At 71.3% G+C, this 11,585-nt stretch carries 13 protein-coding genes and 1 pseudogene; 5 read left to right on the forward strand and 9 right to left on the reverse strand.

All coding sequences use genetic code 11. The features are described from left to right. Positions 1-70: 70 nt before the first annotated feature. The 3 genes from JGS39_RS20090 (at position 71) to JGS39_RS20100 (ending at position 2,769) form a co-directional block, all read left to right on the forward strand. The gene (locus JGS39_RS20090; RefSeq protein ID WP_219570568.1) at positions 71-1,108 is read left to right on the forward strand and encodes a LacI family DNA-binding transcriptional regulator; all 1,038 of its coding nucleotides are present in this window, start codon (positions 71-73) and stop codon (positions 1,106-1,108) included. A 102-nt stretch (positions 1,109-1,210) separates the two neighbouring features. Then, positions 1,211-2,290, forward strand: coding sequence for an aldose epimerase family protein (locus tag JGS39_RS20095; protein ID WP_219570569.1), 1,080 nt, complete (start codon positions 1,211-1,213; stop codon positions 2,288-2,290). A 62-nt stretch (positions 2,291-2,352) separates the two neighbouring features. Next, complete coding sequence (locus JGS39_RS20100) at positions 2,353-2,769, forward strand: acyl-CoA thioesterase (protein ID WP_219570570.1); 417 nt, start codon at positions 2,353-2,355, stop codon at positions 2,767-2,769. Between the two features lie 7 nt (positions 2,770-2,776). Here the strand turns inward: JGS39_RS20100 and JGS39_RS20105 are convergent, their stop codons facing one another. Beyond that, a complete protein-coding gene (locus JGS39_RS20105) occupies positions 2,777-3,361 on the reverse strand; it encodes a YdeI/OmpD-associated family protein (RefSeq protein ID WP_219570571.1) in 585 nt (194 codons plus the stop codon). A 127-nt stretch (positions 3,362-3,488) separates the two neighbouring features. Between JGS39_RS20105 and JGS39_RS20110 the strand changes: the two genes are divergently transcribed. Next, entirely contained in the window at positions 3,489-3,878 is a 390-nt protein-coding gene (locus JGS39_RS20110) for an ArsR/SmtB family transcription factor (RefSeq protein WP_219570572.1), read from the forward strand. 83 nt (positions 3,879-3,961) lie between these two features. Here the strand turns inward: JGS39_RS20110 and JGS39_RS20115 are convergent, their stop codons facing one another. Both JGS39_RS20115 and JGS39_RS20120 read right to left on the reverse strand, forming a co-directional pair. Next, positions 3,962-5,335, reverse strand: a complete 1,374-nt coding sequence (locus JGS39_RS20115) for an FAD-dependent oxidoreductase (RefSeq protein ID WP_219570573.1) — start codon at positions 5,333-5,335, stop codon at positions 3,962-3,964. A 159-nt stretch (positions 5,336-5,494) separates the two neighbouring features. Continuing rightward, positions 5,495-6,163 (reverse strand): DUF305 domain-containing protein, encoded by a 669-nt coding sequence (locus JGS39_RS20120; protein ID WP_236063930.1) that lies wholly within the window; start codon positions 6,161-6,163, stop codon positions 5,495-5,497. 175 nt (positions 6,164-6,338) lie between these two features. On the opposite strand from JGS39_RS20120, the gene JGS39_RS20125 reads away from it, so the two are divergent. Continuing rightward, positions 6,339-7,829 carry an LVIVD repeat-containing protein gene (locus JGS39_RS20125; RefSeq protein WP_219570575.1) on the forward strand — a complete coding sequence of 497 codons (1,491 nt, stop codon included), beginning with the start codon at positions 6,339-6,341 and terminating at the stop codon, positions 7,827-7,829. A gap of 225 nt (positions 7,830-8,054) precedes the next feature. Here the strand turns inward: JGS39_RS20125 and JGS39_RS20130 are convergent, their stop codons facing one another. From JGS39_RS20130 to JGS39_RS40975, 6 genes and pseudogenes are all read right to left on the reverse strand, one after another. Further along, complete coding sequence (locus JGS39_RS20130; protein WP_148015402.1) at positions 8,055-8,279, reverse strand: hypothetical protein; 225 nt, start codon at positions 8,277-8,279, stop codon at positions 8,055-8,057. 140 nt (positions 8,280-8,419) lie between these two features. Then, positions 8,420-8,599 carry a hypothetical protein gene (locus JGS39_RS20135; RefSeq protein ID WP_219570577.1) on the reverse strand — a complete coding sequence of 60 codons (180 nt, stop codon included), beginning with the start codon at positions 8,597-8,599 and terminating at the stop codon, positions 8,420-8,422. Positions 8,600-8,669: 70 nt separating this feature from the next. Continuing rightward, positions 8,670-9,371 carry an HAD family hydrolase gene (locus JGS39_RS20140; protein WP_219570579.1) on the reverse strand — a complete coding sequence of 234 codons (702 nt, stop codon included), beginning with the start codon at positions 9,369-9,371 and terminating at the stop codon, positions 8,670-8,672. A 74-nt stretch (positions 9,372-9,445) separates the two neighbouring features. Next, entirely contained in the window at positions 9,446-10,135 is a 690-nt protein-coding gene (locus tag JGS39_RS20145; protein ID WP_219570581.1) for a phosphatase PAP2 family protein, read from the reverse strand. Between the two features lie 276 nt (positions 10,136-10,411). Further along, entirely contained in the window at positions 10,412-11,347 is a 936-nt protein-coding gene (locus tag JGS39_RS20150; protein WP_219570582.1) for a M56 family metallopeptidase, read from the reverse strand. Positions 11,348-11,433: 86 nt separating this feature from the next. Continuing rightward, positions 11,434-11,585 (reverse strand): annotated as a pseudogene (locus JGS39_RS40975) (DUF5134 domain-containing protein); the annotation flags it as partial.

An 11,585-nucleotide genomic window follows, 5' to 3' on the forward strand; every position in this document is an offset into this window, starting at 1 on the left:
CCGTTCGAACCGAACCGGCAGAGCCGGGCCACCGCGCGTCAACGCGCGACCAGTCGATTCAGGGAGTGCCGTGGGCGTCAGCCTCAAGGACGTTGCGCAACGGGCGGGCGTGTCCATCAAGACCGTGTCGAACGTGGTGAACAACTATCAGCACGTCACACCGAAGATGCGGGCCAAGGTGCAGCAGGCCATCGACGAGCTCGGCTACCGGCCGAACCTCACCGCACGCCATCTGCGCAAGGGCCGCACCGGCATCATCGCCCTCGCCGTCCCCGAGTTCGGCAACCCGTACTTCGCGGAGCTGGCCGGCGAGGTCGTCGACGCGGCCGCCCGGCACGACTACACCGTGCTGGTCGACCACACCGGCGGCCTGCGGGAGAAGGAGCTCCTGGTCAGCCAGGGATTCCGGTCCCATGTGATCGACGGCCTCATCCTCAGCCCGATCCATCTGGAGACCGAGGACCTGATGGCGCGCACCGAGACCGCGCCCCTGGTGCTGCTCGGCGAGCGCGAGTACGAGGCCCCGTACGACCACATCGCCATCGACAACGTGGCGGCGTCCCGCGAGGCCGTGCGCCACCTCATCGACCACGGCCACCGCAGGATCGCCTTCCTCGGCTCGCGTACCGGCCGCGAACGCCAGCCGGCCCATCTGCGGCTGCGCGGCTGGCGTGAGGAGCTCGCCGCAGCGGGCATCGGGGCCGACGAGTCGCTCGTCGTCGTCACCGACGGCTACGGCCGCGAGGACGGGGCCTCCGGCATGGCCGCCCTCCTGGACCGCGGCGAGCGGCCCGACGCCGTGTTCGCGTACAACGACCTCATCGCCATCGGGGCGATGCGCACCCTGTCCGAACGGGGGCTGCGCATTCCCGAGGACGTGGCCGTCGTCGGGTTCGACAACATCGAGGAGAGCCTCTACGGGGCCACCACGCTCACCACGGTGGCCCCCGACAAGGAGGCGATCGCACGGCTCGCCGTCGACAGCCTCGTCGAACGGCTCTCCGGCGACCCGGTGTCCGAACCCCGGCGGCCCCGGCCCGGCTACCGGCTCGTCGTCCGCGAATCGACCGTTCCCCGGACGGCCGCCGAGCCGGCCGCCGGACCGTAGATCCGGCACCGGACCCCCCGTACTGCCGGGGGAGTCCGGCGATTGTGTCCAGGCCCGCCGTCCTCGTTCCGCCGGGCCGTCCGCTCGTCCCAAGGATCTCTGATGCCTCGCCCCACCGTGAACCACAAACCGTTCGGCGCCCACGGGCACACGGACGTCGACGTCTGGACGCTCGACTCCGGCACCGGAGTCCGGGCGGAGATCCTCAGCTATGGCGGCATCCTGCACCGCCTCACCGTGCCGGACACCCGGGGGGCGTCCGCGTCGGTCGTGCGGTCCCTGGTCTCCCTGGACGACTACACGGGCAAGAACCCGTTCTTCGGCGCCCTCATCGGCCGCTTCGCCAACCGCATCGCGCACGGCCGTTTCGTCCTCGACGGGGCGTCGTACCGGATCCCGGCCACCGACCGGGGCCACGCCCTGCACGGTGGCCCGGACGGCTTCCACACCCGCGTCTGGCAGGCCGCGGGTGAGGCCACCGAAACCGCGGCGACGCTCCGGCTCACCCTGCACAGTCCCGACGGTGACATGGGCTTCCCCGGCGCGCTGGACGTCGCCGTGACGTACACGCTCGACACGGCGGGCACCCTGGCCCTCGACTACACCGCCGTCACGGACCGCCCCACCGTCGTCAATCTCACCAACCACGCGTACTTCGACCTCACCGCACAGGGCGACATCCTCGGGCACACCCTCCAGGTGGACGCCGACCACTACCTCCCCGTCGACGACGAGGGCATCCCGGAAGGCCCCGCCGCGGCGGTGCACGCGACCCCCTTCGACCTCACCGCCCCGCACCGCATCGCGGACCGCGTCGCGCTCCCGGACGAGCAACTGCGCCGGGCCGGAGGCTTCGACCACTGCTGGGTCCTCAACGGCTCCGGTACACCGGACGGCCTGCGCCGCGCCGCCCGGCTCACCGCCCCCGGAGCCGAGCGGATCATGGAGGTCTGGACGACCGAACCGGGCATCCAGGTCTACACCGCCAACCAGCTGGACGGCACCCTGCCCGCCCCCGGCGGCGGTCACCACGAGCGCCACAGCGCCGTCTGCCTGGAGACCCAGCACCTGCCCGACTCGCCCAACCGGCCCGGCCACCCCAGCACCGTCCTGCGTCCGGACGACGTCTTCTCCAGCCGCACCGAGCTGAGGTTCCCGCACCTCACCGCGCCGACCGGCTGACCGGCGCGCCTCGGGCGGGCCGCTGCGGGAATGCGGGAATGGGCCCGGCTGTTGCGACGTCCATGACCTTTTTTGTGGACGTGACCGTACGGGGCTACGAGCTCGATACGCAGGGGCACCTCAATCAGGCGGTGTACCTCCAGTACGCGGAACACGCGCGCTGGGAGCTGCTGCGGGCCGCCGGGCTGCCCCAGGAGAAGCTGCTGGCCGACGGAGTGGGGCCGGTCGCGCTGGAGGTCACGGTCAAGTTCCGCAGGGAACTGCGCGGTGGGGAACGGGTGCGGGTGTCCTGCCGGTTCGACTACGGGCAGGGCAAGACGTTCACCATCGCGCAGCAGATCCTCAAGGAGGACGGCACGGTGGCCGCCGAGATCACGGGCGTGGCCGGCATCCTCGACCTGACGACGCGCAGGCTGGTCGCCGACCCGGGCGGCCGGCTCGCCTCGCTCGCCAAGGACCCGGAGCTGCTGAGCGGCTGACCGGGCATCAGCGGACCTTGCGGCCCGCCGCCATGGAGGCCACCACCTTCTGGAGGCGGGCCGCCCTGACTTCGGGGGTCGTGGCAGTCATGAGACGCAGGAGCACCAGATAGCGGTCCGACCTGCTGAGCTGATCGAAGAACACCCGCGCCGGCTCGTCGGCGTCCAGCGCCGCGGCGAGGTCGTCCGGGACGGTGGCCCTGCTCTGCGACGGGTACGCCACGGCCCACCGCCCGTCGGAACGGGCGGCCTCGACCTCGGCGAGACCTGGCGCGCGCATCCGCCCGGCCTCGGTCAGCGCCTCGACCTTCTCCACGTTGATCAGCGACCACGCGCTCCGGCGGCGGCGGGGCGTGATCCGCTGGAGGTAGTACACCGCGTCGAAGGACTTGCGCTGCCCGTCGATCCAGCCGAAGCAGAGCGCGGAGTCGATGACCTCGGCCGCGCTCACCGACTCCACACCGGAGTCCCGTTTGGCGATCTTCAGCCAGAGCCCGGCCCGGTCGGCGTGGTGCTCCTCCAGCCATGATTCGAGCTGGGCGGCCCGCGCGAAGGGAAGTGCGTTCTCGGGGGTGTCCAGGGTGTCCGTCATCCGGCTGCGCCTCCTGAGGCTGTCGGGCCCGTGCCCGGCTACAACGCCACGCTATCCACCCTTCAGGCCGGATCCTGTCCTAATGAAGGTACTACGACGGGTCTCGTATCATGGGGTTCCCCGGACGATGCGACGATGCGGAGTGACCGTGACCCCAGCCACCGCCACAGACCCGGCAGCCGGCGCCCGTACGCTGGCCCATCCCGCGCGCGACGACATCAGGCTCGAGTCGGTCCTGCACGCTCTCTCGGACCCGGTGCGGCTTTGCGTGGTCCGCGAACTGGCAGCGGCCGACGGCGAGCTCACCTGCTCGCGGTTCGATCTCCCGGTGACGAAGTCCACCAGTACGCATCACTTCCGGGTCCTCCGGGAGAGCGGCATCGTCCAGCAGATCTACCGCGGAACGGCCAAGATGAACGGGCTCCGGCGCGAGGACCTGGAGGCACTCTTTCCCGGCCTGCTGGACCGCGTGCTCGAAGCGGCGAACCTCCAGGCGGGCCGCCTCCACGAGGGCTGACAGTCCGAGGCCGTGCAGCGGCCGCTCCGGGGCAGCTTCGGGCCGGGCCGGGACGCTTCCGGCCGGGCCCGGCCGGCCTGTCATCACGCCGGGCTGTCGCCGTGTGCCGCCCCCATCAGACCCGGCCAGTCCGGGATCTTGACCGGCCCCCGGCCGAGCGAACGGCCCAGCGTCGCCTCCGCCCGCTCGATCGACAGCCAGCCGTCCCACTCCACCGGCCGCAGCCCCCAGGACCGGAGCACGGCCAGCGGGTCCGGGGACGACGGGCGTCCGGCCAGCAGGGGCGCGTCCTCGACCAGCGACGCGACGGTCTCCTTGGCGCACGAACGGTTCGACCCGATGACTCCGGTCGGACCGCGCTTGATCCAGCCGGCCACGTACTCCCCGGGCGACGGCACCCCGTCCCGCAGAACCCGCCCGGCCCGGTGCGGCACCGTGCCGTGCACCGCGTCGAACGGCAGCCCGGGCATTGGCATACCGCGGTAGCCGACCGCCCGCAGCACGAGTCCGGCAGCGATCTCCTCGTACGTTCCGGTGTCGCGCACCCCGCCGTTTCCGTCCGGGGCGGTACGGGCGAACCGGACACCGGCCACCCGGCCGTCCCGCTCCAGCAGCTCGACCGGGCGCAGGAAGAACCGCAGCCCGATGGTCCGGGGACGGCTGTCGCCCGCCCGGGGCGGTGCGGACGCCCATGCGCGCAGGACATCGAGGTTCCGCCGCACCAGCGCCGGCAGCGGCGGGGCGCCCGGCCCCGCATCGCCGTACGCCGGATCCAGGGCGAGCTCCGCCGGGTCCACGACCATCCGGGCCCCGGGGAGCGAGCCGAGTTCGCGGAGCTCCTTGGTGGTGAACCGTGCCTGGGACGGGCCCCGTCTGCCCGCCATGTGCACCTCGCGCACCCGGCTGCCGGCCAGCACGCCGAGCGCGGGCTGCGGCACATCGGTGGGCCGCAGCTCATCGGCGCCCCGTGCCAGGATCCGCGCCACGTCGACGGCAACGTTGCCGACCCCGATCACGACGGCCGAACGGGCCCGCAGCGCGAAGAGGTCCGCCGCCGCGTCCGGGTGGGCGCTGTACCAGGAGACGAACTCGGTCGCCGAGTGGCTTCCGGGCAGGTCCTCGCCGGGGATGCCCAGCGGACGGTCCGTGGCCGCTCCCACGCAGTAGACGACCGCGTCGTAGAGCTCGCCCAGCCGCTCGGGCGGCACGCCGTCCCCGCCCACGGCGACATTGCCGACGAAGGTGACGCGTTCGTGTTCCAGGACGGCGCGCAGGCTCTGCTGCAGTGACTTGATCTTCTCGTGGTCCGGTGCGACGCCGTACCGCACCAGCCCGTACGGACAGGGCAGCCGGTCCAGGACGTGCACCCGAACATCGGGCAGCAGGGTCTGGGTCACCAGGGCCTGGGCGGTGTAGACCCCGCTGGGGCCGGAGCCGACGACGGCGACACGAAGCACGGCGCACCTCTTCCCGGAGGGTGTCTCCAGCATCGCACCGGTGGACCCGGTGGGGGAGGGGCGCGCCCAATGCTTCTGTGGCACCACGCTTTCGCCGGATGACGGATGTCGGACGGCTGCCGTCATCCGTCGTCCGTCATCCGTCTCCGTCATCCGTCGTCAGGAGGAGAGTGCGCGCATCCGGTTGATCTCGGTGGTCTGCTGGGCCACGACGTCCCCCGCCATCTCCTCGACCTGCACGTTGTTCCCCTCGGAGAGGACATCGGTCGCCATGGTGACGGCCCCCTGATGGTGCGTGATCATCAGATCCAGGAACAACTGGTCGAAGGCCTTGCCCTCCGTGGCACTGAGCTGCTCGAGCTGGCCGGCGGTGGCCATGCCGGGCATCGCGCCATGGTCGTGCTTCCCGGACTGCCCGGACAGGCCATGGCGGCTGAGCCATCCCTCCATCGCGCCGATCTCGGGCTGCTGGGCGGCGGTGATGCGTTCGGCGAGCCGTTTGACCGTGGCCGAACGGGATCGGGTGGGGACCAGTCCGGTCAACTCCAGGGCCTGAGTGTGGTGCTGGATCATCAGCTGCACGTACCGGACGTCCGCCGAGTTGGGAGTGTCCACCCCGGCCTCCTTGACGGCCTCCGAGGGGGAGAGCGTCCGCGCGGGCTCGCCGGGTTTCCCGGGTGCCACGACCGAACCGGCCTTGTGTGCTTCGGACTTCGCGCCGTTGTCACCACCGTCCGCGTCGCAGCCGGCCGACGTGAGCACGGCTGCCGCGACGGCCGCGCCGAGCACGAGTCGGCGGAACCGCAAGGTCTGACGACGAATCAACAAAGCGACCTCCGTTGGCACAGGACTGGTTGCGCTCTGTCCTAGCACGTCAACGCACAGCTTTGATCAAAAACTTTCATTACGTCTCTGTTGCCATCTGTTGAGATGTCCATGGCAGGGACGATACTGCCGGAGTCCGTGAACCGGTCAACTACTTATGGATCCATGGGAGGACGCAGTGACCTCGTTGCACACCACCCCGGTGCGGCGCAGACGTCTGGGCGTGGCGGCAGCCGCCGCCGGGCTCTTCGCCACTCTGCTGATGGCCGGGCCCGCGGCCGCGACACCCGATCCCGGTGACGCGGCCGCGAGCCGAACCGATGTCTCCGCGAGCCAGGAGGCGGAGGCGGCAGCCGCGATCCGAAGCGGTGAGATACCCGGTGTGGACGAGATCGTCCACAGCCGCAACATCAGCCACCTCGCCAATGTCCCCAAGGACGCGCTCCAGGGGCTGAACACGGACCTGGCCTTCCAGGGGAAGTACGCCTTCGCCGGAAACTACGACGGCTTCCGGATCTTCGACATCAGCAACCCGAAGGCGCCCCGCACGGTCGCCCAGGTCCTGTGTCCCGGATCGCAGAACGACATCTCCGTCTCCGGGAACCTGCTGTTCCTGTCCACGGACTCCTCGCGCAGCGACAACTCGTGCACCAGCACCACCCAGCCCGCCACGGAGAAGTCCTCCTGGGAGGGCATGAAGGTCTTCGACATCAGCGACAAGCGCAACCCGAAGTACGTCGCCGCCGTCGAGACCGCGTGCGGGTCGCACACCCACACGCTGGTTCCCGAGCGCAAGAACGTGTACGTGTACGTGTCCTCGTACTCGCCGAACGAGACGTTCCCGGACTGCCAGCCGCCGCACGACGGGATCTCCGTCATCAAGGTGCCGCGCAAGTCGCCCGAGGACGCCCGCATCGTGAACTTCCCGGTCCTCTTCCCGGACGGCGGGAACCCGGGTGGCTCCGTCAACCCGGGCGTCTCCAAGACCACGGGCTGCCACGACATCACCGTGCTGCCGTCCAAGGACCTGGCGGCCGGTGCCTGCATGGGTGACGGTCTGCTGTTCTCCATCAAGGACCCGGAAAACCCGAAGATCATCGACCGGGTGCAGGACAACGTGAACTTCGCGTTCTGGCACTCCGCGACGTTCAACCAGCGGGCCGACAAGGTCGTCTTCACCGACGAGCTCGGCGGCGGCGGAGCGGCCACCTGCAACGAGGAGATCGGCCCGAAGCGTGGCGCCGACGGCATCTACGACATCGTCGGCAAGGGCGATCACCGCAAGCTCGTCTTCCGCAGCTACTTCAAGATCGACCGCCCGCAGGCCGACACGGAGGTCTGTGTCGCCCACAACGGTTCGATCATCCCGGTCAAGGGCCGCGACCTGATGGTCCAGGCCTGGTACCAGGGCGGCATCTCGGTGTGGGACTTCACCGACTCCTCCCACCCGAAGGAGATCGGCTTCTTCGAGCGCGGCCCCGTCAGCACCGACGAGGTCACCACGGCCGGCCCGTGGTCGGCTTACTACTACAACGGCTACATCTACTCCAATGACATCGCCAAGGGCTTCGACGTCCTGAAGATCGACGACCGGCGGACCGACCCGGCGAAGCGGGTGCGTACGGACGAGCTCAACGTCCAGACGCAGCCGGACTACTTCGACCGCTGAGTCCACCGCACTGGCTGACTCGGCCGGTCCCGCCCGGGCTTCCCGGGCGGGACCGGCCTTCGCACGGCCGTAAGTTCATTGACCGATCCGCCGTGCCGGGACATGCTGTACCCCCGCACCGGCAGGCGTGATGAACACAGTCCGTCGCGCGGTCCCCGGACCGTCGCTCCGGCCGGGGTGACCGGCTGGTTCCGGCGACGCAGGGGATCGCCGGAATCAGACGTCTCAGGCGGCCTCGTACCGATGTGCCCTGCCGCCCCGCCACTCGACCCACTCGGGGCTGTCCAGGATCCTCTCGGGGTCGTCGAGCCCCGCACCCTCCAGGAACACGATCACATCGTGATCCGAGTGTGCGAGGCCGAGTATCTGGACCCGCCCGTCGCGCTGCACGGTGACGCGCCGCCCGCCGGTGGGGGACGGCCGGAAGATCACGATCGGCGCAGAAGTCATGCCTCCAGAGTGCGACCCGCCGAGGGCCGCCGCACAGCGGAACCGGAAACCCGGCCCGGCAGCAGATCAGGAAGGCGTACGCGGGTCACGAGATCAGGAAGGCGTACGCGGGGCACGCGGGCCGTCGCTTCACGCACGGGTCAGGCCGCGGACCTGGCGCCGCCGCCGGTGGCCGCAGCCCACTCGACCAGCAGCCGCTGGTACTCCTCCTCGTCCTCCGGGGACAGGTATCCGCCCGAGCGCTGCCACAGGTCGCGAATGTCTTCATTCACCTCTGCGGCGGAACGCACGGAACCGGACGGGCACGGAGTCGGGGGCATAGGTACCAGGCTAAGGCCCCGATGTGACAATCCGACCCATGGCGCGTCAGGGACATCTCTCACATGTCTCTCAGGCAACCCCGGCGGCCAGTCCGAGCTCCCGCAGCCCGTTCGGCCGCTCGTCGACCGGCCGGTGCTGGACGAATCGGACCTCGCACCCCAGCGCGGACGCCCCGGCGTCCGTGTGCCGGTCGTCACCCACCATCACCACATCGGTCGGATGATGTCCCAGAAGTGTGCAGGCCGTGTGGAAGAGGCGTGCGTCCGGCTTCTGGATGCCGTGCTCGAAGGACAGCACATACGCGTCCACGTAGGCGTCCAGACCGTGCGCCCGGAAGACCGGCCTCAGGTCCCACCCGATGTTGCTGACCACGCCGATCGCGACACCCCGGTCACTCAGCGAGGCGAGCACCTCCGCGGCGTCCGGATACGGACACCAGGCGTCCGGGGTCCGGTGGCGGTCGTACAGGGCGTCGTAGAGTCCCGGATCCGGCAGCTCCACCTCGCGGGCCAGGCCCGTGAATGCCTCGCGGTGCCGGTGCGCGCTCTCGTCGCGGGAGGCCCACGCGGTGGCCAGCCTGCCGGGTACCTGCTGAGGTGGCGGGCCGCCGGGCAGCGCGCCCGAGGCCTCCAGTTCCCGTACGTACCGCTCGAAGTCGGCCTCGTCCACGCTCACCCCCCGCTCCGCGAGGGTGGCGGCGAGCCAGGAACGGACGGACTCGATCCGGAACAGCGTCCCGGAGAAGTCGAAGAGAGCACCCTTGATCGGCATGGCCCCGATCCTCGCCGAGGCGGTGCGGGTGGGCAAGAATGCCTGTTCGGCCGCGCGGGGTCGCAAACGCCTGTTCAGTCCCTGTCCGTGCGGGGGCGGGCGGCGTAGCGGCCGTACCCGGCCGTCGCGAAGGCGGTCAGGGCCGCGCCGAGCAGCCACCCGCCCAGTACGTCGGACGGCCAGTGCACGCCCAGATAGAGCCGGGTCAGGCCGACTCCGAGCACCGAGACCGCCGCGGCGGCCAGGGCCGTGCGCCGGATCCACGGCCGGCAGCCGGACCGGTGCAGCAGCCACAGCAGCAGACCGCAGCTCACCGTGGCCGTCATCGCGTGTCCGGAGGGGAACGACGCGTAGTGGGCGGAGTCCACCGGATCGGGCCACCGGGGGCGCTCGCGGCCGACGGCGGCCTTCATGCCCTGCTGGAGAAGGCTGGAGACCAGGGTCGTCACCGCCACCCAGGCGGCGAGCACCCGGGAGCCGCGCCGCCACAGGACGACCACGGCGACAGCGATCAGCGCACGCATCGTCCACGGGTCCCACAGCCAGTCCGTCAGGATCCGGTTCAGGTGGACGAGGCCCGGCTCCGTCACCGCCCGCCGGTGCAGGGCTTCGGCGATGTCACGGTCCAGGCGCGTCAGCGGGGACCACCGCACGGCGACCAGGACCAGCAGCGCCACCGCGAGAGCCCCGCAGACGACTCCCGCCCACGGTGCCGGTGAGGGGGTGCGGGGGCGGTGCGCGGGGGAGAGGAGCCGGGAGTGCATAAGGGGATCCTCGCCGACGGGTGGGGTACAGGGCCATCCCGGCGCGGCCGTACCGTGCGGAAGGAGCCCGGATCCGACGCGGCCGGACAGCGCGTCGGGTGCCGGGAGGCGACGGGTGCCGGATCCCGGAGCCGTAGCGGCCGGAAAGTGTTTCGGGTGCCGGGAGCGGTCGTGGCCGGACCCTGCGTCGGGTGCCGGGAGCGGTCGTGGCCGGCCCCTGCGTCGGGTGCCCGGAGCGGTCGGGCCCGGACGGGCTGGGGTAGGCGCCGGGGCCGCCTACCCCAGTGCGCTGAGCGCCGGTACGAACGCGACCAGAAGCGGAATCGCCGGCAGCAGCGTGGCCGCCGCGGTGAGCCGAAGCCGGCGGCCGATCGTGAGCCGGCCCGCGGGCGACAGCAGCCGGTTCACCCGCAGCGGCATCTGCGCGTCCGGCGTCGGGCAAGGGCCGAACACCCCACGGTCCTCGTTGAGTTCGACCAGCGCCAGGGCGATCGTCAGCCGGCCGAACCGCCGCGAGGCGGTGTCGTCAGCGGCCAGTTCGACGAGCCGGTGCATTTCGCCGCGGAAGGCCGCGAACACCGGAATCTGCGGGAACCCGGACGCCAGCGCCGCCGAGCAGTTCAGCAGCCAGTCGTGGCGGGCGTTCGCGTGCCCCTGTTCGTGCGCGAGCACCGCGTCGAGCTGACGGCCTTTCAAACGGCCCAGCGCGGCGGTCGTGACGACGAGCCGGGGCGCCGTGCCCGGCAGCCACCAGGCATCGGGGCGTTCCCCTTCCAGGACCACCAGCCGGCCACTGCCCGGCTCCTCTCCGGGCAGCAGGGGTGAACGCTCCAGGAGTTCGGCCCGCCGCCGCCCGCGCTCCAGACGGACGCGGCGGATCTGCCGGGTCAGCATCGCGGCCGTCCACACCCCGCCGAGGGCCAGCAGCACGGCCATCACCGCCGACCACGGTCCGTAGGCCGCGAGTGCGTAGGCCTCCACGACCGCGTGCGGGGCAGGCGCGAACACATGTCCGCGCACCGCCTGCCAGGCCGCGGCGGCACTGAACGTCATGGACAGCGCGAAGGACAGCAGTACCCCGGCCACCACGCACTGCCACACCCACAGCGCGACCACGGGCTCGTGCTCGGGCCACTCGGCCCGGGCCATCAGTCGCGGGGTCACGACGGCGGCCAGCGCACCGAGCAGCAGCAGCACGAGGGAGACCAACATGGCGTCAGCCTATGAGCGGTACGGCACGCACGGGTATGGCTGCGCTCGGCAAGTGACGTACGCCACGGTTTGCGGGCCTCCCTGTCTCACAGGGTGAGCAGCATGGCGAACATGGCTATCCCCATGGTCAGCCGGCAGGCCAGCGCCAGTTCCGGCCGCGCACCCCAGCCCTCCGCCGGTGGCCCGCCGGCGACGGCCGGGGGCGGGGGCGGGGCCGTCGCCCCCGGCCGTCGGCGCC

The sequence above is a fragment of the Streptomyces poriferorum genome, from assembly GCF_019399235.1.
Taxonomy (GTDB): Bacteria; Actinomycetota; Actinomycetes; order Streptomycetales; family Streptomycetaceae; genus Streptomyces; species Streptomyces poriferorum.

Bases quoted from the DNA above. Each gene is read 5' to 3' on its own strand.
- JGS39_RS20130 (WP_148015402.1), bottom strand. From the start codon at position 8,279: ATGACTTCTGCGCCGATCGTGATCTTCCGGCCGTCCCCCACCGGCGGG.
- JGS39_RS20150 (WP_219570582.1), bottom strand. From the start codon at position 11,347: ATGTTGGTCTCCCTCGTGCTGCTGCTGCTCGGTGCGCTGGCCGCCGTC.
- JGS39_RS20110 (WP_219570572.1), top strand. From the start codon at position 3,489: ATGCGACGATGCGGAGTGACCGTGACCCCAGCCACCGCCACAGACCCG.
- JGS39_RS20135 (WP_219570577.1), bottom strand. From the start codon at position 8,599: ATGCCCCCGACTCCGTGCCCGTCCGGTTCCGTGCGTTCCGCCGCAGAG.
- JGS39_RS20105 (WP_219570571.1), bottom strand. From the start codon at position 3,361: ATGACGGACACCCTGGACACCCCCGAGAACGCACTTCCCTTCGCGCGG.
- JGS39_RS20100 (WP_219570570.1), top strand. From the start codon at position 2,353: ATGACCTTTTTTGTGGACGTGACCGTACGGGGCTACGAGCTCGATACG.
- JGS39_RS20140 (WP_219570579.1), bottom strand. From the start codon at position 9,371: ATGCCGATCAAGGGTGCTCTCTTCGACTTCTCCGGGACGCTGTTCCGG.
- JGS39_RS20145 (WP_219570581.1), bottom strand. From the start codon at position 10,135: ATGCACTCCCGGCTCCTCTCCCCCGCGCACCGCCCCCGCACCCCCTCA.
- JGS39_RS20095 (WP_219570569.1), top strand. From the start codon at position 1,211: ATGCCTCGCCCCACCGTGAACCACAAACCGTTCGGCGCCCACGGGCAC.